This window comes from Burkholderia sp. BDU5 (assembly GCF_001522845.1).
Classification (GTDB): domain Bacteria; phylum Pseudomonadota; class Gammaproteobacteria; order Burkholderiales; family Burkholderiaceae; genus Burkholderia; species Burkholderia mayonis.
In genome coordinates this window covers 1-21,530 of record NZ_LOWC01000103.1, presented here as the reverse complement: position 1 = coordinate 21,530, position 21,530 = coordinate 1, and the positions used below count along the sequence as shown (strand labels likewise).

Sequence of the window (21,530 nt, the reverse complement as noted above, 5' to 3'; positions counted from 1 at the left end):
TTTGGCACGAGGAGAAGATGCGTTACCAGTATATTCGACGCGCGCCACGCGGTACGCCGATTCTTTGTGTCTATTTGTATCGTATTTAAGCGTTCTCGCGAAAACCGATCCAATTGCATGGATCGATGCGAATACCACCATCAAAGGTACGTCGACAGCCCTGCGACATCGGCGATGCACCTCCTCGAACCCGATGCCACACCCAATCGATTCGCGCCTCGCTCCCGCACGATCCGGGCGTGGGTAGCCGGCGCGACCGAGCACGGAAAAAGTCCGTCAAACGACCCCCGCCCCCAGCAGTTCCCGATCGACCGTCGACCGCGCGACGGCGAGCGTCTGCTCGATCACCCTGCGCTCGCTGAGCAGCAGCCCGTCGATATGCACGAGCCGCCAGTCGATCACGACCGCGCCGCCCTGCAGCACCCGGTAATGGGCCTTCTCGCCCGCCCAGACCTGCTCGGTCTTTACTTCGATGTCGTAGCCCTTGTAAGACTCGCCGAAGTCGCCGATGTCATTGCCTTTCGGTTCCATTTTGTCGCCTCCCCGATCCGGACGGACCGTGCGCCGGAGCATACCCGGGCAAACCCTGCGCCCGGCGTCCGCCGTCTCCGTCAATCGTACGCTTCAGATAGGTAAGCCTTGCCGTCGTCGGTGATGTCGACCCGGTCGGGGCCGCTCAGATAAACGAAGCCGTCGTTCAGAAGCTCCTCGAGCGGCAGTCGGAAACCCGCCGGCAACGGCCGGCCGGCGCCAAACTGGTCGATCCATTTCAGCGCTTCGATCGCTTCGGGACTCAGGATAGGAAACATGGCCCGCCTCCGCCGTCGGTTTGATTGCATCCTAGCACTTTCACAAGTGCTGGGAAGAACGGCGAAGCCGGTGCCCGGCCGGCGCGAGAGACCGCCCCTCGCCGGCGACACGTTCAACGCAACCGCCCGCTCACAGGCGCGCGATCGACACTTCCGTCGACTTGACGAGCGCCACCACCTCGGCGCCGACCTTCAGCTCCAGTTCGTCGATCGAGCGCGTCGTGATGACCGACGTGACGATGCCGAACGGCGTGTCGACGTCGACCTCGGACACGACGGGCCCGCGGATGATCTCTTTCACCTTGCCTCGAAATTGATTGCGTACGTTGATTGCCGTGATGCTCATCGGGTATTCGCTCCGAATGGTTCGTCTGATTGATCGATGCGATCGGTCCGATCGCGTGGGCCGCGCCTCGGCGCACGCCCGTCATACCGCCCAGCGCAGCCCGCCCGCCGCCGTCGCTCGACCGCGCATGCCGCCCTGATTCGCCGCGGCCGGCGCCGCACCCGCCGCATCCGCGCCCGTCAGCACGCGTTGCAGCACACGATCCTCGAGCGCAGCGAACGCCGCCGACGCGCGCGCGCGCGGCCGGTCGAGCGGCACCGGTTGATCGAACGCGATCCTGCCCGCCTCGATGAGCAGGATCCGGTCGGCAAGCGCGACCGCTTCCTGCACATCGTGCGTGACGAGCAGCGCGGTGAATCGGTGCTCACGCCACAGGCGCTCGATCAGCGCATGCATCTCGATGCGCGTGAGCGCATCGAGCGCGCCGAGCGGCTCATCGAGCAGCAGTAGCTGCGGCCGGTGAACGAGCGCCCGCGCAAGCGCGACGCGCTGCCGCTGGCCGCCGGACAGCTGCGCGGGCCAGTCGTTCGCGCGCGCGAGCAGCCCGACTTCGTCGAGCACCGCGCGCGCATCGTCCTTCGCGCGCCGTCCGAGACCGAGCATCACGTTCTGCAGCACGGTCTTCCACGGCAACAGGCGCGCGTCCTGATACATGATCCGCGTGTCGAGCGCCCCGCCGCCTTCGCCTTCGCCGTCGCCGCGCTTGACGAGCGCGCCGGCGCTCGGCGTCTCGAGCTCCGCGACGAGCCGCAGCAGCGTGGACTTGCCGCAGCCGCTTCGGCCGACGATCGCGACGAAGCTGCCGCGCTCGATCGACAGATCGACGTCGGCGAGCACGGTCCGCTCGCCGTAGCGCTTGCTCACGCGCCGCAGGCGCACCGAAGCGTCTTCGGCGGCGTCGCGAGCGTCGTCGCCGCGCGGCGCGCGGCGCAGTTCGCCGCCCGACGCGAACGGCAGCACGTGCGCGCCGCCATCGCGCTCGAGCACTGCGGCGTCCTGCGCGTCGCCGTCCGTGGTGCGCGGCTGCGCGAGCTCGGCTTCGAGATCCGCGCCCGCGATCGGGCCGTAGGTGGCGGCCAACGTGGTTCCAGTCATGCCTGGGCTCCCGGTTGATACGCGGGGTGCCAGCGCAGTGTCGCACGCTCGAGCCACTTCGCGAGCACGTCGGCGAGCTTGCCGAGTGCCGCGTACAGCAGGATGCCGACCACCACCACGTCGGTTTGCAAGAATTCGCGCGCGTTCATCGTCATGTAGCCGATGCCCGATTGCGCGGAGATCGTTTCGGCGACGATCAGCATCACCCACATCAGCCCGAGCGCGAACCGCACGCCGACGAGAATCGACGGCAGCGCGCCCGGCAGGATCACGTCGCGATAGAGCGCGAAGCCCTTCACGCCATAGCTCCTCGCCATCTCGACGAGGCCCGCGTCGACCGACCGGATCCCGTGATACGTGTTGATGTAGATCGGAAAGAACACGCCGAGCGCGACGAGGAACAGCTTTGCCTTCTCGTCGATGCCGAACCACAGGATCACGAGCGGGATCATCGCGAGCGCCGGGATGTTGCGGATCATCTGGATCGTCGAATCGAGCGCGACTTCGGCCGTCTTCGAGAGTCCCGTCGCGAGGCCGAGCGCGAGCCCGACGCCCCCGCCAATCACAAAGCCGACGAGCGCGCGCCACGTGCTGACCTTCACATTCGCCCACATGTCGCCCGATTCGACGAGCGCCCACGCGGCGCGCACGACGGCGAGCGGCTCGGGCAGCACGCGGTTCGACAGCGCGCCCGAGCGCGCGCCGAGTTCCCACGCGAGCACAAGCACGAGCGGCACGAGCCACGGCGCGATCGCGCGCGCGGCCTGGCCGGCGCGGCGGACCGCGAAGCTGGAGCGCTTCGTTGTCATGTCGATGTCCTCCATGCTCAGCTCTGGCTCGCCTTCGGCAGATACTGATTGCCGACGACTTCGCCGAACGGCCCCGACAGCGGCCCCGCGCGGCGCGCGTTGCCGCCGCCCTTGACGAGCGGGAACACGAGCTCGGCGAAGCGGTACGACTCTTCGAGGTGCGGATAGCCGGACAGGATGAACGTCTCGATGCCGAGTGCTGCGTATTCGCGCATCCGCGCGGCGACTTGTTCTGGATTCCCAACGAGTGCCGTGCCCGCACCGCCGCGCACGAGGCCGACGCCCGCCCACAGGTTCGGATAGATCTCGAGCTCCTGGCGCGAGCCGCGCTTGCCGCCGTGCAGCGCGGCCATCCGGCGCTGTCCTTCGGAATCCATCTTCGCGAACGCCTGCTGCGCGCGTGCGATCGTGTCGTCGTCGAGCCGGCTGATGAGGCGTTCGGCATCGCGCCACGCTTCTTCCTCGGTCTCGCGCACGATCACGTGCAGGCGGATCCCGAACTTGATCTTGCGGCCGCGTTCGGCCGCGCGCGCGCGGATGTCGGCGATCTTTTTCTCGACCGCCGCGGGCGGCTCGCCCCAGGTCAGGTAGGTATCGATGTGATCGGCCGCGATCGCATGCGCGGCGGGCGACGAGCCGCCGAACCACAGCGGCGGATGCGGATGCTGGACGGGCGGATAGAGCAGCTTGCCGCCCTTCGCCTGCAGATGCTCGCCGTCGAATTCGACGCTGCCGTTCTCGTGTGATTCGGCGAGCAGCTTGCGCCAGATGTGCAGGAAATCGTCGGTGATCGCGTAGCGCGTGTCGTGATCGGCGAAGAGGCCGTCGCCCTCGAGCTCGGCCGAATCGCCGCCCGTCACGACGTTGATGAGGAGACGCCCGCCGGAGAGCCGGTCGAACGTCGACGCCATCCGCGCGGACAGCCCCGGCGACGACAGCCCCGGCCGGATCGCGACGAGGAACTTCAGCCGCTTCGTCGCCGGAATGAGGCTCGACGCGACGACCCACGCATCCTCGCACGAGCGGCCCGTCGGCAGCAGCACGCCGTCGTAGCCGAGCGTGTCGGCCGCGACGGCGACCTGCCGGAAGTAGTCGTAGTCCGCGGCGCGCGCGCCCTCGGACGTGCCGAGATAGCGGCTGTCGCCGTGCGTGGGGATGAACCAAAACACATTCATGCGATGCTCCTGCCTGACTGATCGTGCAAAAAAATGGGCGACGGCGACGCGACGATGCGCGATCGGACGCGGCACGCGCGACGCTCGCGGATGAGTTGGGGAACACATGCCGCAGCGGATCGAGCGGCGTGCGCGCGCTTTCGCGCGGTGGGCGGCTTGGCCGTCTCTGGGAAATCAGTCTAGGGAGCGCGGTTTCGTATAGGAACGATTTTTTTGAGCTTAAGTTTTCCGCTTTCGTGCTTTGCGTGCTGCTGCAGCGAATATGAACGCACGGGCCCCTATAATGTCGCACCAAGTCCCTGACAACCCGGCGCGCGCCGCACGGTGCCGCGCCCTCACGTGGCGCTCTCGATGCAGAAAGTGATCCTGCCGTTTCTGTCCGGTTTCCTCGCCGCTCTCTTCTTCCGTGAGGCGACGCTCGCGCTTTTGCATACGGCGGGCCTCATCGAGGCGACGGGCTTCTCGACCGCACCGTTCGCACCGCTCGGCATTCCTGAATTCGTCGCGAACGCGATCATGAGCGCGTGCTGGGCGATCCTGATGGCGTGGCTGCTGCGCGTGTCGCCCGAGCGCGCGGCGCCATGGGTGCCGTCGCTCGTGTTCGGCGGCATCGTGCTCACCGCCGCGCGCGTGTTCGCGATCGATCCGCTGCGCGGCATCTGGCCCGCCGGCAACATGCTGCCGCCGCTCGTCGTCGGCTTCGTCGCGAACGCGATCTGGGGCTGGGGCGCGCTCGTGTTCATGCGCGCGTTCATGTCGGACGACGGCGGCGGCGGCGACGCGTGAGCGTCGCCCGTCGGGCTCGGCGTTCCATCGTCGTCACCGGGGCGTGACGCGAGCGTCGTTCATCGGATGATCGTGCGGTCGTCGGCACAGATCGGCGCAGTCGCCGACGAATCGACGTTCCGGCATCGCGTCGTCAGGTTATCGCCCTATCGTTCGGTCTTCGTTCGGTCTTCGTTCGGTCTTCGTTCGGTTATTGTCCGGACCGATCGTCCGAGCGCTGGTCGCAAGCCGATCCGGCACCGGCCGTCGATCGCGCGACGTCGTACGACACGCCGCGCTCCCCGCCTGCTGATATGATGCGAAGCCCGCCTCCCGGCGACGAACGAGCACGGCGGGCGCGTCGTCCGCCCACGCTCACGCCCCCCCTACGCGCGCCGTGACGTCATCGGTCGCGCAAACCCATGAGCGGATGCTCGTCCGCGCGCCACGGGCTCTCGAACATCTTCGCGACTGCATCCGCGGTCACGTCCGGAATCGTCGGATAACGCCACTTCGGCGCATGATCCTTGTCGACGATCACCGCACGCACGCCCTCGATCACGTCGCCGCACGCGAACGTCGAGCGCGTCAAGTCGAGGTCGCGCCGCAGGCAATCGGCCATCGTCGCGCCGCGTGCGCGCTCGACGACTTCGAGCGACACCGCCATCGACAGCGGCGACAGCGAACCGCCGCGCATCGCATCGCGCGCCTTATCAACCCACGCGGCGCGCACGGCGTCGTCGCGCTCGGTGTCGAGCGACGCGGCGATCGCGGCGACGTCGGCGCGCGCGAAATGCTTGTCGATCGACGCACGCGCGGCCGCGAGCGCCGACGCGTCCGGCGCGGGCGTCACCGCGTGCCGCGCGGCCTCGGCTGCGACGCGCGCCGTCACCGCCGCGCCGTCGTCGAAGCGCTCGGCGCGCAACGCGTCGAGCAGCGCGGGCAGCGCCGCATCCGGCAGATACGCGTCGGCGAGCCCCGCGTACAGCGCGCCCGCCGCGTCTAGCGTCGCGCCCGTGACGGCGAGATAACGGCCGAGCGCGCCCGGCGTGCGCGCGAGGAACCAGCTCATGCCGACGTCCGGAAAGAGTCCGATGCGCGTTTCCGGCATCGCCATCTTCGTCGAATCGGTCACGACGCGCAGCCCGCCCGTGCGCTTCGCCGCCTGCGAGATGCCCATCCCGCCGCCCATCACGACGCCGTGCATCAGCGCGATGTACGGCTTCGGATACGTGAAGATCGCGTGATTCAGCGAATACTCTTCGATGAAGAACGTGTCGATCGACGCTTGATCGTCGCGCCGGTGCGCATCGTAGAAGAAGCGCACGTCACCGCCCGCGCAGAACGCACGCGGATGCGGGCTGTGGATCACCACCGCGAACACGTCGGGATCGTCACGCCACGCGTCGAGCGCGCGGTGCAGTGCGCGGATCATCTCGGTCGACAGCGCGTTGAGCGCCTGCGGACGGTTCAGTTCGAGAAAGCCGATGTGGTTCGCGACATGTGCTCGGACGTCGGCCTGCGGAGAATCGTTATGGGCAGCGTTCATGGCAATGGAAAATGAAGTGAGCGGGCGCGACCGTCAATGCGCCTGCATCTTCGAAAAGAGATTGAGCACCGCGACGCCCGATACGATGAGCGCGAGCCCGACGACCGCGGGCCAGTCCGGCACCTGCCGATAGAGAACGACCGCGACGAGCGTGATGAGCACGATGCCCGCGCCCGACCAGATCGCGTACACGATGCCGACGGGTATGCTCTTCAGCGTCAGCGACAGGCAATAGAACGCGGTGCCGTAGCCGACGGCGACGACGACCGTCGGCCAGAGCCGCGTGAAGCCTTCGGCCGCGCGCAGCGCCGACGTGCCGATCACCTCGGCGACGATCGCGATCGCGAGCCATGCGTAACCTGGTAGTTGCATCGCGTCAGTTCCTAGCGAGTGCAAGCGCGTCGTACGCGTGGCCGAGTTGCGCGCACAGCGCCTCGACGACGAGTTCGTGGTCGCCGCGCTGCGGCAGCCCCGACACGGTGACCGAGCCGATCACGCCCGCCCCCGCGACCGTCAGCGGAAACGCGCCGCCATGCGACGCGTATTCGGCGACGGGGAGCCCGTGCTTGTCAGCAAGCGTCGCGCCCGTCTGCTGCATCCGCAGGCCGACCGCATACGAACTGCGCCGGAAATGCGCGACGACGTTGCCTTTGCGGCGCGCCCAGTCGACGTTGTCGGGCGACGCGCCGTCGAGCAGCGCGAAGAAGAGCGGCTGGCCGAACGTGCGCACGTCGATCGCGACCGCGTGGCCGCGCGCGAGTGCGAGTTCGCGCAGCTGCGAGCCGAGCGCCCACGCGCGTGCGGCGTCGAACTGCGGGAACACGAGGGTCTTTTCCTGTACGGCGATCGACTGCAGATCGAGAGCAATGTCCATGAAGCGTGTGTGCGAACGATGGCGAAAATACGGAAAGGGAATGGCCGCTCGCATCGGACGGCAGGCGCATTGCGCGGCCCGTGCGACGCGGCCGACGAGATCGCCCGATTCTAGCGCAGCACCGCCTTCGAACCGTTCGAGCACGGCGGCGAATAGAAATCGTCGGCAAGGTGTTGCAATTCTTCGGGTAACTCCTTATAATTTCGTTTTCGACGGACGCGGGGTGGAGCAGTCTGGCAGCTCGTCGGGCTCATAACCCGAAGGTCGTAGGTTCAAATCCTACCCCCGCAACCAAGCCAGATTTCGCAAGCAGCGCTCAACGCGCACGAGCATGCGAAAACGGATGAATCCACGTCGAAATCGATCAGAAAGCCCGCCCTCCACGGTGGGCTTTTTGCTTTTTCGGCGCCTGCGCAATTGCGTCGCCGATCTGCATTCGGGCGCCATCGCACATCGCCGGCGCGAAGCGTGCAACCGGAAATGCGCAAGCGGAAATCGGGAAATCGCGGCGGCGCGGAACGCAGGCGACGTACCGCGCCGCCGCGCCCGCCCGTTCGGCGTCGCGCTCGACAGCGGGCGTTCGAGAATGCCGTCGCCCGGTGATACACTCGCATCACCATTTCCCATCCCCTTCCTATGAAATTCTGTTCCGTTTGCGGTCACGAAGTCATTGCGCGCATCCCGCCGGGAGACAATCGCGAGCGCTTCGTCTGCGACCATTGCGGCACGATCCACTATCAGAACCCGCGCAACGTCGTGGGCACGATCCCCGTCTGGGGCGATCAGGTGCTGCTGTGCCGGCGCGCGATCGAGCCGCGCTACGGCTACTGGACGCTGCCCGCGGGCTTCATGGAGATGGGAGAGACGACGGCCGAAGCCGCCGCGCGAGAGACGCTCGAGGAAGCGGGCGCACGCGTCGAGGTGCAGAATCTCTTCACGCTGCTGAACGTGCCGCACGTTCATCAAGTGCATCTGTTCTATCTCGCGCGCCTCGTCGATCCGTCGTTCGAGGCGGGCGAGGAAAGTCTCGAGGTGCGGCTCTTCGACGAGCCCGACATCCCGTGGGACGAGATCGCGTTCCCGACCGTCAGCCAGACGCTGCGGTTCTTCTTCGCCGACCGCGAGGCGGGCGACTACGGCGTCCATACGGGCGACATCTTCCGCTCGCTGCGTAACGGCTAGGCGCGCGCATGGTCCCCTGGCTCGGCCCCGACGATCCGTTTCCGAGCGTCGAGCGCGCGCTCGGCGCGGCGAGCGGCGCGCCCGGCCTCCTCGCCGCGAGCGCGGATCTCCTGCCGTCGCGCCTGATCGACGCGTACCGGCGCGGCATCTTCCCGTGGTATTCGGACGGCCAACCGGTGCTGTGGTGGAGCCCCGATCCGCGGATGATCCTCGCGCCGGCCGAATTCAAGATCTCGGCGACCTTCCGGAAGACGCTCAAGCGCGTGCTGCGCGAGCCGCGCTGGGAGATCCGCGTCGACTGCGACTTCGCCGGCGTGATGCGCGCGTGTGCGCAGGCGCCGCGACGCGGGCAACGCGGCACGTGGATCACCGCGGAGATCATCGACGCGTATTCGTCGCTGCACCGTGCGGGCGACGCGCACAGCATCGAAACCTGGCTCGACGGCCAGCGCGTGGGCGGCCTCTACGGCGTGTCGTTCGGCCGGATGTTCTTCGGCGAATCGATGTACGCGGACGTGAGCGATGCGTCGAAAATCGCGTTCGCGGCGCTCGTCGCGCACCTGCGCGAGCACAGGGTGGAAATGATAGACTGCCAGCAGAATACGTCGCATCTGGCGTCGCTCGGCGGCCGCGAGATCGCGCGCAAGGCGTTCGTCGCGCACGTGCGCCGCGCCGTCGGCGAGCCGGCGATACCGTGGCGGTTCGACAAGACCGTCGTCGCCGGGCTGCTGGGCCATGCCGCTTCGGCGACGGCAACGGATGCATTGGATCGTTAGCGCGGCAAAACATCAATACATCGAGAGCTGCCCATGACTCATCCCACTGAGCTGCCGCTTTCACCGCTTTCGGCGTTGCAATTCTATGCGACGGCCCCCTACCCGTGCAGTTATCTGGACGGGCGCATCGCGCGCTCGCAAGTCGCGACGCCGAGTCATCTGATCAATTCCGACATCTACACCGAACTCGTGAAGGCGGGCTTCCGTCGCTCCGGCGTGTTCACGTACCGCCCTTACTGCGACGGCTGCCGCGCGTGCGTGCCGGTGCGCGTGCCGGTCGACGCGTTCACGCCGAACCGCACGCAGCGGCGCATGTGGAAACGCCATCGCGCGCTCGTCGCGACCGTCTCGCCGCTCCACTACGACGAAGAGCACTACGCGCTCTACATGCGCTACCAGTCGGCGCGCCACGCAGGCGGCGGCATGGACCGCGACAGCCGCGATCAATATGAGCAATTCCTGCTGCAGAGCCGGATCAACTCGCGGCTCGTCGAGTTTCGCGATCTCGATCCGCCCGAGAACGGGGCGAGCGCGCTGCGGATGGTCAGCATGATCGACATCCTCGGCGACGGCCTGTCGTCCGTCTACACGTTCTTCGATCCGGACGAGCCGCACGCGAGCTATGGCACCTACAACATCCTCTGGCAGATCGAACAGGCGAAGAGCCTGCGCCTGCCGTACGTCTACCTCGGCTACTGGATTCGCGAGAGCCCGAAGATGGCCTACAAGGCGAACTTCCATCCGCTCGAAGGGCTCGTCGACGGCCGCTGGAAAGTGCTCGACCCGACGCTCGTGGACCTGCCGCCCGTCGATGCCGCGCTCGGACGCGCGCCGCTGCCGGGCGGCCATTCGGGCACGCGCTGACGGCTTGAGCGGCGCCCACGCCGCGCCGCCCGCGGAAGGCGCGGCGGCGCTTCTCGGCTAAAATAACGGGTTGTCAATTTTCCGGCCGCCGCCGCCTCTTCCGTGTTTAGCTCCCTCTATCCGCTTGCCCGCGCATCCCTCTTCAAGATGGATGCGGAAGACGCCCACCATCTGACCCTGCGCATGCTCGGCGCCGCGGGCCGCACCGGCCTCGCGTGCGCGCTCGCCGCGCGCGTGCCCGATGCGCCGCGCACCGTGATGGGGCTCACGTTCCGCAACCCGGTCGGGCTCGCGGCCGGTCTCGACAAGGACGGCGCGGCGATCGACGGCCTCGCCGCGCTCGGCTTCGGCTTCATCGAGGTCGGCACGGTCACGCCGCGGGCGCAACCCGGCAACCCGCGCCCGCGGATGTTCCGGCTGCCCGAGGCGGAGGCGCTCATCAACCGGATGGGCTTCAACAACAGCGGCGTCGACCAGTTCGTGAAGAACGTCCAGGCGGCGCGCTACCGCGACGTGCTCGGCCTGAACATCGGCAAGAACGCCGACACGCCGATCGAGCGCGCGGCCGACGACTACCTGTACTGCCTCGAGCGCGTCTACCCGTTCGCGAGCTACGTGACGATCAACATCTCGTCGCCGAACACGAAGAACCTGCGCCAGTTGCAGGGCGCGGGCGAGCTCGACGCCCTCCTCGCCGCGCTGAAGGACAAGCAGCAGCGCCTCGCCGACCTGCACGGCAAGCTCGTGCCGCTCGCGCTGAAGATCGCACCCGATCTCGACGACGAGCAGATCAAGGAAATCGCCGCGACGCTCTTGCGCCACAAGATCGAAGGCGTGATCGCGACCAACACGACGCTGTCGCGCGAAGCGGTGAAGGGCCTGCCGCACGCCGACGAAGCGGGCGGGCTGTCCGGGCGGCCGGTGTTCGACGCGTCGAACGCGGTGATCCGCAAGCTGCATGCGGAGCTCGGCGACGCCGTACCCATCATCGGCGTGGGCGGAATCTTCTCCGGCGAGGACGCCCGTGCGAAACTCGCGGCGGGCGCGTCGCTCGTGCAGGTGTACACGGGCTTCATCTATCGCGGCCCGGCGCTCGTCGCCGAGTGCGTGAAGGCGGTCGCTCGCGGGCGCGCGCAGTGATATAGAAATAAACAAAGGATATTTAGATATCGATTGTTATATCGCTATCATTGCGCGATCGATATCAAGGTCTCATCCCAGGCAAGGAAACAACACGATGAAAATTGCGTCGCTGAAGAAGCTTCTGGTCGCCGGCCTGATCGGCGCGTCGTTCGTCGCCGCCACCGCGCACGCCGCGGACCTGCTCGACGAAGTCAAGCAACGCGGCACGCTGCGGATCGGCCTCGAAGGCACGTTCCCGCCGTTCAACTCGAAGAACCCGCAAGGCGAGCTCGTCGGCTTCGACGTCGACATCGCGAAAGCGATCGCGGCGAAGCTCGGCGTGAAGCCCGAATTCGTCACGACTGAATGGAGCGGCATCATCGCCGGCCTGCAGGCAGGCAAGTTCGACGTGATCGTCAACCAGGTCGGCATCACCGACAAGCGCCGCGAAACGCTCGACTTCTCGCCGGCGTACACGTTCTCGTCCGCGCAACTGATCCAGCGCAAGGACGACGCGCGCCAGTTCAAGTCGCTCGAGGACCTGAAGGGCAAGAAGCTCGGCGTCGCGCTCGGCACGAACTACATGGACATGGCGAAGTCGGTGCCGGGCATCGACGTGAAGACGTATCCGGGCGCGCCCGAATACCTGCGCGACCTCGCGGCCGGCCGGCTGGATGCGGCGCTCAACGACCGTCTGATGCTCGCGTATCTGACGAAGACCTCGCAGCTTCCGCTGCGCCCGGGCGCGAACGTCGGTTCGGCGAACCCGTCGGGCATCCCGTTCAAGAAGGGCAATCCGAAGTTCGCGAAAGCGATCGCCGACGCGATAACGCAGCTCGAAGCCGACGGCACGTTCAAGAAGATCTCGGACAAGTGGTTCGGCATCGACGTGACGAAGCCCGTCAAGTGAGCGCGTAGTCGCGTAGTCTTGCCGCGCCCATCCGGCGGCGAACGAGGGCGGCATCCGCAACGGTGCCGCCCTTTGCATTGCGCGCCCGGTTTATGATTGCGCTTTCGCGCAAGCTTCGTCCTCGCTTCACATGTCGATCACTTCTCTCCTCGTCCAGTCGCTCCCGGTCCTGCTCCAGGGCGCGCTCCTGACCGTCAAGTTCGCCGTGCTGTCGATGGTGCTCGGCCTCGTCGGCGCCGTCGTGCTCGCGCTGATGGGCATCGGCCGCAGCGCGGTCCTTGCCGGCCTCGCGCGCGCTTACGTGAGCGTGATGCGCGGCACACCGCTCCTCGTTCAGATCTTCGTCATCTATTACGGACTGCCGAGCCTCGGCATCTCGCTCGAACCGACGCCCGCCGGCGTGATCGCGCTGTCCGCGAACGTCGCCGCTTACATGTCCGAAAGCATGCGCGGCGCGATCAACGGGATCGACAAGGGACAATGGCTCGCGGCGTACAGCCTCGGGCTGTCGTGGCGGCAGACGCTGCGCTACGTGATCGGCCCGCAGGCGCTGCGGATCGCGGTGCCGAGCCTGTCGAACAGTCTCATCAGCCTGATCAAGGACACGTCGCTCGTGTCGGTGATCACCGTCACCGAGCTGCTGCGCAGCGCGCAGGAAATCATCGCGTCGACCTATCAGCCGCTGCCGCTCTATCTCGCCGCGGCGGCCGTCTACTGGGTGCTGTGCCAGATCCTCGAATGGGTGCAGCGCTGGTATGAGCGGCGGCTCGCGTTGCCGAGCCGACATTGATCGGAATTGTTGCGCCGACGCGCGCGTCGCGCGAGCCAACGCGCCCGCGTCATCAATCAATCCATCGGATAGCGTACGCCGAGCGCCGCGCGCGCCGCGTCGGTCATCGCGATCATCCGCCGCGAATGATCGTGCGTCATCACCGGGCTCTCGAGCGCTCCCGCGCGCAGCAGCTCGCAGAAGTGCGCGGTCTCGTAGTTGAGGCCGCCGCCCTCGAACGGCTCGTCGAGCTCGACGACACGGCCGTCCGCGTAGCGGATCGTCGCGCGCGCCGGATTCCACCAGTTCTCGTGAATCGTCACGTAGCCGCCCGCCGCCGCGAGGAGCGCGTCGCCGCGTCCCATCACGTCGAGCCCGCAGAATAGCTGCGACACGCCGCGCTCGTGCCGCGCGTTGACGCTCGCGAACACATCGACGCCTGTCGCGCCGACGCGGCCGAGCGTCTGCACGTCGAGCGGCGCGCCAAGCCAGTCGACCGCAAGAAACATCTCGTAGATGCCGATGTCGAGCAGCGCGCCGCCCGCCCGCTCGAAGCGGTAGACGGGATGCTCGGCCGGCACCGTCGACGATGCGCAGCCCGCGCGCACGAGCGCGACGTCGCCGATCGGATCGCGCTCGAGATGCGTGCGCAGCTTCCGGTACAGCGGATAGAACGGCGGCTTCATCGCCTCCATGAACAGGCGCTTCTTCGCGCGCGCGACGGCCAGCACCTCATCGAACTCGCGCGTGTTGACGGTCGCGGGCTTTTCGCAGAGCACCGCCTTGCCGGCCGCAAGCGCCGCGCTTGCATAGCACGCGTGGCTGTCGTTCAGCGTCGCGATGTAGACCGCATCGATGTCGGATGCGAGCAACGCGTCGAAGCTTGCGCACGGCACGCCGCCATGCGCGCCGCAAAACGCGGCCGCCGCATCGGCGCGGCGCGCCCACACGTGCGCGAGCGCGGCGTCGCGCACGTGCGCGACGCTCTGTGCGAACCGGCGTGCGATGCTGCCCGCGCCGACGATGCCGAAGCGAATCGGCGTCGGTTGATATTCGGTCATCGAGTCAATTCCGTGTCGCTGAGAAAGTCCGGCGTCGGGCCCGCAGCCCCGCCGGCCGTCATGATAAACGGCCGGCATGCGACACGGCACGGCGTTCAATTGCGCTCGGGCACCTCGACTGCGAAGTCGCGCATCTCCTCTGCCGTGTAGTCGATCAGCTCGAGCGCGGCCGCTTCCGCCTCGCGCGCATCGCGCCGTTCGATCGCCTCGACCACCCGCCCGTGCGACTTGAGCGCGAGCGCGCGGATGTCGTCGCGCCTGCTCATCCGTGGATTCACGACGCGCAGCGCGCCGCGAATGATCGCCGCCATTTGTTGGAAGAACTGATTGCCGCTCGCATGCACGATCCGCGTATGCAGCAGCTCATCCGCCTCGTCATATGCCGGTGTCCCCGGCTCGGCCAATTTGAACAGCTCGAATGCCTCCCGTATGCCCGCGATCTCGGCCGCGGTCGCGCGGCTTGCCGCCTGCGCGGTCGCGCGCGGCTCGATCAGTGTCCGAAACTCGATCACGTCGCGCATGAACTGCCGATCCGGTTTGGCCCGGAAACGCCAGTTCACGACGTCTTCGTCGATCATTCTCCAGTGGTTCATCGGCCGCACGCGCGTGCCGACCTTCGGACGCACGTCCAGCATGTCGCGCGCCAGCAACATCGAGAGCGCTTCACGCATCACGGTGCGGCTGACGTCGAACTCTTTCGACAGCACATCCTGCGGCGGCAAGATGCCGCCATACTTGTCCTCGACGATTCCCGTGACAAGCCCATCCATCACTTTACTGACCAGTGACCGGTCCTTTCCTTGCTCCATGAGACCTCTCCCCGAACATCACCTGTGTTGGCACAATGCCCTCGCAGTCTCGCCGGCCCTCTGTATCGAAATGACGTGACTTTCAGCTTTGTTCTTATGAACGATACGTTGCTGAGTTCGTCGCAATTCCGCTATCTGGAAAACACCTGACAGGGTAATCCCTCTTACTATATCCAGAAAAAAACGACCCCAAAAAAATAGGTCCAGCAAGCTTGTTGCAAGCTCGCTGGACCTCGGATTGAAGGGGTGCCGAAAGCGTCGGCAATCAAAATTCTTATGATTGGATTTAACCGACTTAATTGCTTTCGCGCATCGAATTCATTCTTGAATGATTGATTAACGCTTGACGTAGCGCAGCGTCTCGACGCCGTGTTCGGTGCCGAGCAGGCACAGATCCGCGCCGCGCTCGGCGAACAGACCGACCGTCACGACGCCGGGCCAGCCGTTGATCGTCGCTTCGAGCGCGCGCGGGTCTTCGATGCGCAGGCCCTTCACGTCGAGGATCTCGTTGCCGTTGTCCGTGACGTACGGCGCGCCGTCCTGCTTCACGCGCAGCACGGGCACGCCGCCGAGCACGGCGAGCCGGCGGCCGATCGCGGTGCGCGCCATCGGCACGACCTCGACAGGCAGCGGGAACTGGCCGAGCACCGCGACGCGCTTGCTCGCGTCGGCGATGCAGACAAACGTTTCGGCGACCGAAGCGACGATCTTCTCGCGCGTCAGCGCGCCGCCGCCGCCCTTGACCATCGCGCCGCCGCCGTCGATCTCGTCGGCGCCGTCGACATACACCTGGAGCGACTCGATCTCATTCAGGTCGAAGACCTTGATGCCATGCGACTTCAGCCGCTCGGTCGTCGCCATCGAGCTCGACACCGCGCCGCGATAGCGGTCCTTGACGGCCGCGAGCGCGTCGATGAAGCAGTTGGCGGTCGAGCCCGTGCCGACGCCGATCACCGCGCCTTCCGGCACGTTGTCGATCACGTATTGGGCAGCGGCCTCGCCGACGAGGCGTTTGAGTTCGTCTTGTGTCATGAGAAGCGTCGAGCAATCGAAGTGCGAAAAACGCAAGTTTACCGGAGACGCTCCGCTCGACGTTTTTTTTCGATCCGACGGCGACAGCGAGGCCACGTGTCGCGGCGGCGACGCTTGGCCGTTTGGATCAGTAATCGCTTCGTCGCTTGATCGCTTGGTCTTCCGGCCGCTCGCCGCTCGCCGCTCGCCGCTTGGCGGCTCGGTCGCTCAGCCGTTCAGTCGCTTCGCCGTTCAGTCCCGCAGTCGATTAGCCGCATAGTCGATTAATCGCTTAGCGACTCGGCCGCATCGTCGCCCGAGCGCCAAACACGTTCACGGCGCCGCAACCGCGCTTGCCACGTCGGCCGCCGCCGCGTCGCGCTCGGGCGCCGGCTGCGAGGGCATGTACTTATCGAGCAGCGCTTGCGCGATCGCGTCGGTTTCCGCATCCGGATTGCCGGCGTAATCGGTCGGCCGGAAATGCATCTGGAACGCGGCGATCACGCGCCGTGTGCGATCGTCGAGCACGCCGTCCGTCGCGACGTCGTAGCCGTAGCGCGCGAGCTTGAGTTGCAGTTCGCACACGTCGACGAGCGACTTCGGCGGCCTCCCCGCGAGACGCGCGGCCACCGTCGCGTCGTCGGGCCACGCGCCGACGCCCGCCTTCGCGAGCGCGCGCCACGGGAACAGCGGGCCGGGATCGGTCTTGCGCTGCGGCGCGATGTCGCTGTGACCGACGACGCGCGTCGGCGGAATCTGGTAGCGGGCGACAATGTCCTTCGCAAGCCGAACGATCGCGTCGACCTGCGCGGGCGGATACGGCGCCCACATGCGGCCCTGCGGCGTATCGATCGGGCCGCGATTCACGTTCTCGATGCCGATCGACACGCCGTTCAATTCGGTCGTGCCCTGCCACGAGCTCACGCCCGCGTGCCACGCGCGCTCGCTTTCCGGGACGAGCTGATAGACGACGGGAACGCCTCGCTCGAGGCTCGGCTGATCGGGCACGACGTAATGGGCGCTGACGTTTTCCTGCGTCAGCACGCGCAGCGATTGCGCCTCGCCGATCTCGGTGTAATGCATGACGAGGAAACGGATGCGCGAATCGACGCTGCGCGCGGGGTGGCTCGTGTCGGCATAATAGTCGCCGTGATTGACGAGCGTGGGTGTCGTACAGGCGGCGAGCAGGCTGAGGCTCGCGAGAAACGCGTAACGGAAAGGGAATTTCATGATGACGGCGCTCGGTAAATCTGCGGTCGCCGGGACGAGACTGCCCCGACATGAGCGCCCCATTCTAGACGCTTAGTCGATCGCATTCTTGCGCGTTTTGTGTCTGTTTTGCGAAAACGGCAAACGATGTGGCCGAGCGGCCGCCACGTGTCGCAATCCAGAAAGAGGCGCATTGGCGCCTCTTGCCGATGAAAACCACCGCGTCGCGATTCGATTCGCTTCGATTCCCCTCGGCTGCGACGCATGCGAGCGCATCCGCGACACAAGCCGCCGCCCGCGCGCCATCGAGCATCGTGGACGAAGCTGCGCTCGCCCGCCGCTCGAACCCGGCGGCAAACGCGCACGCGGCGCACTTACTGCTTCGCGCCCCGCTGCCGGACCGCCTCGTACAGGCACACGCCGCTCGCGACCGACACGTTCAGGCTCTCGACGCTCCCCGCCATCGGAATGAACATCACTTCGTCGCACGTGTCGCGCGTCAAGCGCCGCATTCCCTCGCCTTCCGCGCCCATCACGAGCGCAACCGGACCGTCGAGCTTCGTGTCGTAGAGGCTCGCCGTCGCATCGTCCGACGTGCCGATCACCCATACGCCCGCGTCCTTCAGCTCGCGCAGCGCCCGCGCGAGATTCGTCACCGTGATGTACGGCACCGTATCGGCCGCGCCGCTCGCGACCTTTGCGGCGGTGGCGTTGAGCCCGGCCGCACGGTCGCGCGGCGCGACGATCGCGTGCGCGCCCGCCGCGTCGGCGACGCGCAGGCATGCGCCCAGATTGTGCGGATCGGTCACGCCATCGAGCACGAGCAGCAGCGCCGGCCCGGCGATACCGTCCAGCAGCTCGGCAAGGTTCTGCGCAAGCGGCAGATCCTCGACGCGCGCGACGACGCCCTGGTGACGCTCGGTATGCGCGAGCCCCCAGAGCCGCGTCTCGTCGGCGGCGATGAGACGCACGCCCGCCTCTTTCGCGGCATGCAGGAAATCCTGCATCCGGCGGTCGCGGCGCGTCTGATCATAGAACACCTCCGCGACCGTCGACGCATCGTGCCGCATGCGTGCGGTCACTGCATGAAAACCGTAGAGAACCTTCAGACGTGACATGGCTGGAACAACCTTCGATCAAAACGCGCGGCCGCGCATCGCTCGGCCGCATTGAAAATGGAAGCGCCGCGCGCCCGTCCGGGTGCGCGGCGTCCCGGTCAATCGGCGTCGCCGCTCGACGGCGACGCGCTCGATCAGTACTTCTTGCGCGAACGCGCCTTTTTCGCGGCCGGCTTCGACGCGGCGCCCTTCTTGCGCGCCGCGCGCGCTTCCTTCACCGCTGCGCTCGGCGCGCTCACGGTCTTCTTGCGGCGCGCCGGCGCATCAGCGGGCGGCAGCGAGCGTACGCGCGGACCGCCCGGCTCCACCGCGGCCGCCGACGCCGCCGGACGCGGCGCCTTGACGGGCGCCTCGCGCACGAGCCGGAAATCGATCTTGCGCGCGTCGAGGTCCACGCGGCTCACCTGCACGCGCACGCGATCGGACAGCCGATATCGGATGCCCGTGCGCTCGCCGCGCAACTCGTTCTTGACTTCGTCGTACTGGAAGTAGTCGGCGCCCAGCTCCGTCACGTGCACGAGGCCCTCGATGAAGAGTGCGTCGAGTTGCACGAAGATGCCGAACGACGTCACGCCGTTCACCATCCCGCCATACTCCTCGCCGAGCTTGTCGCGCATGAAATAGCACTTGAGCCACGCTTCGACGTCGCGCGACGCCTCGTCTGCGCGCCGCTCGTTCGCCGAGCAGTGGAGCCCCAGCTCTTCCCAGATCGCCGTGTTCGAACGCGTGCGGCCGCGCACTTCGTCGTCCTCGCGCTGCATCGCGCGGGCGCGCGGCGACAGCGCGGTGTTCAGCTCGATGCCTTCCGGCGACTTCGGCGTGTACTTCTTGCCGGACAGGATCGCGTAGATCGCGCGGTGCGTGAGCAGGTCGGGATAGCGGCGGATCGGGCTCGTGAAGTGCGCGTACGCATCGTACGCGAGACCGAAGTGGCCGATGTTGTCCGGGCTGTAGACCGCCTGCTGCATCGAGCGCAGCAGCATCGGCTGCAGCATCTGCGCGTCGGGCCGGTCGCGGATGTGCGCCATCAGCGCCGCGTAGTCGCTCGCGTGCGGCGTGTCGCCGCCGCCCAGCGTGAGCCCCATGTCGCGCAGGAACGCGCGCAGGTTCTCGAGCTTTTCCTGCGTCGGCCCCGCGTGCACGCGGTAGAGACCCGGGTGCTTGTTGCGCTTGAGGAAATCCGCCGCGCAGACGTTCGCGGCGAGCATGCATTCCTCGATCAGACGATGCGCGTCGTTGCGCTGGCGCGGCAGGATCTGCTCGATCTTGCCCTGCGCGTTGCAGACGATGTACGTTTCGGTCGTGTCGAAATCGATCGCGCCGCGTTTTTGCCGCGCGACGAAGAGCGCCTTGTAAACGCCGTACAGATTCTGCAGGTGCGGCATCAGCTCGGCGCGGCGCGCGGCCTCCGGCCCCTTCGTGTTCGCGAGCACTGCGGCCACTTCGGTATACGTGAGGCGCGCGGCCGAGTGGATCACGGCCGGATAGAACTGATACGCCTTGATGTCGCCGCGCGCGGTGATGACGATGTCGCACGCGAGCACGCAGCGGTCGACCTGCGGATTCAGCGAGCAGAGCCCGTTCGACAGCTTCTCGGGCAGCATCGGAATCACGCGGCGCGGGAAGTAGACGGACGTGCTGCGCTCGACCGCGTCGGCATCGAGGGGGCTGCCCGGCTGCACGTAGTGCGACACGTCCGCGATCGCGACGATGAGGCGAAAGCCCTCGCCGCGGCCGACCGGGATCGGCTCGCAATATACGGCGTCGTCGAAGTCGCGCGCGTCCTCGCCGTCGATCGTGACGAGCGGCACGTCGCGCAGATCGACGCGATAGCGCAGATCCACGGGCCGCACCTTGTCCGGCAGCGCCGCGGCCTCGCCGAGCGCGTCCGTGCCGAACTCGTGCGGCACGCCGTACTTGCGCACCGCGATCTCGATCTCCATGCCGGGATCGTCGATGTCGCCGAGCACCTCGACGACGCGGCCGAGCGGCTGCGAATGACGGCTAGGAAAATCGGTGAGCTCAACGACGACGACCTGCCCGACCTTCGCCTTCTTCGCGTTCTGCGCGACGAGGATGTCGTGGCCGATCCGCTTGTCCTCGGGCGCGACGATGAGCGCGCCGTTCTCGTTGAGGAGACGCCCGATCACGCGCTTGTTCGCGCGCTCGGTCACCTCGACGACATGCCCTTCCGGCCGGCCGCGCCGGTCGTAGCCGACGATCCGCGCGAGCACGCGGTCGTTGTGCATCACCTTCTGCATCTCGGCGTTCGGCAGGAACAGGTCGTCCTGGCCGTCGTCGCGGATCACGAAGCCGTAGCCGTCGCGATGGCCCTGCACGCGGCCCGCGACGAAGTTGGACGGATGCGTCAGCTGATAATGGCCGCGCTTGTCGAGCCGGATCTGGCCGTCGCGCTCCATCGCGGCGACGCGCCGAAAAAATCCTTCGCGCTCCTGACGCTTGATCGACAGCGCTTCGGCGATGTCGTTCGCCGCAAGCGGCGCGTCGCTCGTGCGCAGCACGCCGAGAATCTCTTCGCGGCTCGGAATGGGATACGGATACTTGCTCAAGGGCTTGTCGATGATTTTTCTCGTTGCGTTTGGCTTGCGCGACCGCGGCAAGCGGAGCCGAACGGGCGCGCCGCTCATGCCGCCCCATTCTAACACCCGCCGCTGCGGCAAACGGACCGCGCGCCGCGTGTTGCGCCGCGCTCGCCGCGGCCCGCGCGGACGATGAAAAAGTATTGACAGACGCGATCGGCCGTCTATAATGGCGGTCTTTGCAGCACACGCACCTGCCCAGGTGGCGGAATTGGTAGACGCACTAGTTTCAGGTACTAGCGGGTAACTCCGTGGAGGTTCGAGTCCTCTCTTGGGCACCAACGGTTCTTCCAGCAAGAACCATAGCAATCCGAGAAACCCCGTAAGGTCAACGTCTTACGGGGTTTTTTGTTTCCCCTTCCCACTGCGTTCCTCCGACATCCACGCTTTTTACGTATACACGAAAGCAGAGGAATGCCCTGATCGGCTGGGATTTTTCCGACCAAGCCGCCAGAAATTGCGCGAAAAGTACGAATACCCCAAGCACGAGCCCCGGTGCGCGAATCGTGCACGCCGGGATCTGTGCTGGGGGTGTCCAGATTGCCGTCGATCAGCGCGCGCACGGCCCCGAACGACTTGCTCGCGCCAATGAGTTCCAGCTGTTAGCGCCGGTGTAAAAGCGCCGTTAAACGACGGCACAAGGTTGAGCGAAACAGTCAACGACAAAGGGGCCACGC

22 protein-coding genes and 2 tRNA genes are annotated in these 21,530 nt (G+C 66.8%); 9 read left to right on the top strand and 15 right to left on the bottom strand.

Annotation, left to right across the window (positions count from 1 at the left end):
• Positions 1 to 276: 276 nt before the first annotated feature.
• The 6 genes from WS69_RS15905 to ssuD form a co-directional block, all read right to left on the bottom strand.
• Positions 277 to 531, bottom strand: coding sequence for a hypothetical protein (locus WS69_RS15905; protein WP_059471688.1), 255 nt, complete (start codon positions 529 to 531; stop codon positions 277 to 279).
• Between the two features lie 80 nt (positions 532 to 611).
• Positions 612 to 809 carry a hypothetical protein gene (locus WS69_RS15900; RefSeq protein ID WP_010110042.1) on the bottom strand — a complete coding sequence of 66 codons (198 nt, stop codon included), beginning with the start codon at positions 807 to 809 and terminating at the stop codon, positions 612 to 614.
• Positions 810 to 939: 130 nt separating this feature from the next.
• Positions 940 to 1,155, bottom strand: coding sequence for a TOBE domain-containing protein (locus WS69_RS15895; protein ID WP_059471687.1), 216 nt, complete (start codon positions 1,153 to 1,155; stop codon positions 940 to 942).
• An 81-nt stretch (positions 1,156 to 1,236) separates the two neighbouring features.
• The gene (locus WS69_RS15890; protein WP_059471686.1) at positions 1,237 to 2,250 is read right to left on the bottom strand and encodes an ATP-binding cassette domain-containing protein; all 1,014 of its coding nucleotides are present in this window, start codon (positions 2,248 to 2,250) and stop codon (positions 1,237 to 1,239) included.
• A complete protein-coding gene (ssuC, locus tag WS69_RS15885; protein WP_059471701.1) occupies positions 2,247 to 3,059 on the bottom strand; it encodes an aliphatic sulfonate ABC transporter permease SsuC in 813 nt (270 codons plus the stop codon). Before ssuC ends, WS69_RS15890 begins: the two co-directional genes overlap by 4 nt.
• Before the next feature lie 17 nt (positions 3,060 to 3,076).
• A complete protein-coding gene (gene ssuD, locus WS69_RS15880) occupies positions 3,077 to 4,234 on the bottom strand; it encodes an FMNH2-dependent alkanesulfonate monooxygenase (RefSeq protein ID WP_059471685.1) in 1,158 nt (385 codons plus the stop codon).
• Between the two features lie 351 nt (positions 4,235 to 4,585).
• Here ssuD and WS69_RS15875 point away from each other — a divergent pair, with 351 nt between their 5' ends.
• Complete coding sequence (locus tag WS69_RS15875) at positions 4,586 to 5,020, top strand: hypothetical protein (protein ID WP_059471700.1); 435 nt, start codon at positions 4,586 to 4,588, stop codon at positions 5,018 to 5,020.
• Positions 5,021 to 5,402: 382 nt separating this feature from the next.
• Here the strand turns inward: WS69_RS15875 and WS69_RS15870 are convergent, their stop codons facing one another.
• The 3 genes from WS69_RS15870 to WS69_RS15860 are packed head-to-tail and all read right to left on the bottom strand — an operon-like array spanning position 5,403 to position 7,422.
• A complete protein-coding gene (locus WS69_RS15870) occupies positions 5,403 to 6,548 on the bottom strand; it encodes an enoyl-CoA hydratase/isomerase family protein (protein WP_059471684.1) in 1,146 nt (381 codons plus the stop codon).
• Between the two features lie 33 nt (positions 6,549 to 6,581).
• Entirely contained in the window at positions 6,582 to 6,920 is a 339-nt protein-coding gene (locus WS69_RS15865; protein ID WP_059471683.1) for a DMT family transporter, read from the bottom strand.
• A gap of 4 nt (positions 6,921 to 6,924) precedes the next feature.
• Positions 6,925 to 7,422: a heme-degrading domain-containing protein gene (locus WS69_RS15860; protein WP_059471699.1), complete on the bottom strand. Its 498-nt coding sequence runs from the start codon at positions 7,420 to 7,422 to the stop codon at positions 6,925 to 6,927.
• A 217-nt stretch (positions 7,423 to 7,639) separates the two neighbouring features.
• Here WS69_RS15860 and WS69_RS15855 point away from each other — a divergent pair.
• The 7 genes from WS69_RS15855 (at position 7,640) to WS69_RS15825 (ending at position 13,066) form a co-directional block, all read left to right on the top strand.
• Positions 7,640 to 7,716: transfer RNA gene (locus WS69_RS15855), tRNA-Met, on the top strand.
• A gap of 342 nt (positions 7,717 to 8,058) precedes the next feature.
• Positions 8,059 to 8,604, top strand: coding sequence for an NUDIX hydrolase (locus WS69_RS15850; protein WP_010103946.1), 546 nt, complete (start codon positions 8,059 to 8,061; stop codon positions 8,602 to 8,604).
• A gap of 8 nt (positions 8,605 to 8,612) precedes the next feature.
• A complete protein-coding gene (gene aat / locus WS69_RS15845; protein ID WP_059471682.1) occupies positions 8,613 to 9,380 on the top strand; it encodes a leucyl/phenylalanyl-tRNA--protein transferase in 768 nt (255 codons plus the stop codon).
• 33 nt (positions 9,381 to 9,413) lie between these two features.
• The gene (locus tag WS69_RS15840; RefSeq protein ID WP_059471681.1) at positions 9,414 to 10,244 is read left to right on the top strand and encodes an arginyltransferase; all 831 of its coding nucleotides are present in this window, start codon (positions 9,414 to 9,416) and stop codon (positions 10,242 to 10,244) included.
• Between the two features lie 102 nt (positions 10,245 to 10,346).
• Positions 10,347 to 11,384 (top strand): quinone-dependent dihydroorotate dehydrogenase, encoded by a 1,038-nt coding sequence (locus WS69_RS15835; RefSeq protein WP_059471680.1) that lies wholly within the window; start codon positions 10,347 to 10,349, stop codon positions 11,382 to 11,384.
• 97 nt (positions 11,385 to 11,481) lie between these two features.
• The gene (locus WS69_RS15830) at positions 11,482 to 12,276 is read left to right on the top strand and encodes a cystine ABC transporter substrate-binding protein (protein ID WP_059471679.1); all 795 of its coding nucleotides are present in this window, start codon (positions 11,482 to 11,484) and stop codon (positions 12,274 to 12,276) included.
• A gap of 130 nt (positions 12,277 to 12,406) precedes the next feature.
• Positions 12,407 to 13,066 carry an amino acid ABC transporter permease gene (locus WS69_RS15825; protein ID WP_059471678.1) on the top strand — a complete coding sequence of 220 codons (660 nt, stop codon included), beginning with the start codon at positions 12,407 to 12,409 and terminating at the stop codon, positions 13,064 to 13,066.
• Between the two features lie 56 nt (positions 13,067 to 13,122).
• On the opposite strand, the gene WS69_RS15820 is transcribed toward WS69_RS15825, so the two are convergent.
• The 6 genes from WS69_RS15820 to rnr all read right to left on the bottom strand — a co-directional run bounded on the left by WS69_RS15820 (position 13,123) and on the right by rnr (position 20,823).
• Positions 13,123 to 14,106, bottom strand: a complete 984-nt coding sequence (locus WS69_RS15820) for a Gfo/Idh/MocA family protein (RefSeq protein WP_059471677.1) — start codon at positions 14,104 to 14,106, stop codon at positions 13,123 to 13,125.
• Between the two features lie 95 nt (positions 14,107 to 14,201).
• Positions 14,202 to 14,915 (bottom strand): FadR/GntR family transcriptional regulator, encoded by a 714-nt coding sequence (locus WS69_RS15815; protein WP_059471676.1) that lies wholly within the window; start codon positions 14,913 to 14,915, stop codon positions 14,202 to 14,204.
• A 336-nt stretch (positions 14,916 to 15,251) separates the two neighbouring features.
• Positions 15,252 to 15,947 carry a ribose-5-phosphate isomerase RpiA gene (gene rpiA, locus WS69_RS15810; RefSeq protein ID WP_059471698.1) on the bottom strand — a complete coding sequence of 232 codons (696 nt, stop codon included), beginning with the start codon at positions 15,945 to 15,947 and terminating at the stop codon, positions 15,252 to 15,254.
• A gap of 312 nt (positions 15,948 to 16,259) precedes the next feature.
• Positions 16,260 to 17,156, bottom strand: a complete 897-nt coding sequence (locus WS69_RS15805; RefSeq protein ID WP_059471675.1) for an N-acetylmuramoyl-L-alanine amidase — start codon at positions 17,154 to 17,156, stop codon at positions 16,260 to 16,262.
• A gap of 353 nt (positions 17,157 to 17,509) precedes the next feature.
• On the bottom strand, positions 17,510 to 18,253 hold the full coding sequence (gene rlmB / locus WS69_RS15800) for a 23S rRNA (guanosine(2251)-2'-O)-methyltransferase RlmB (protein WP_059471674.1): 744 nt from the start codon (positions 18,251 to 18,253) through the stop codon (positions 17,510 to 17,512).
• 134 nt (positions 18,254 to 18,387) lie between these two features.
• Positions 18,388 to 20,823, bottom strand: coding sequence for a ribonuclease R (gene rnr / locus WS69_RS15795; RefSeq protein WP_059471697.1), 2,436 nt, complete (start codon positions 20,821 to 20,823; stop codon positions 18,388 to 18,390).
• A gap of 226 nt (positions 20,824 to 21,049) precedes the next feature.
• Between rnr and WS69_RS15790 the strand changes: the two genes are divergently transcribed.
• A tRNA-Leu gene (locus tag WS69_RS15790) sits at positions 21,050 to 21,134 on the top strand.
• Positions 21,135 to 21,530: the final 396 nt, after the last annotated feature.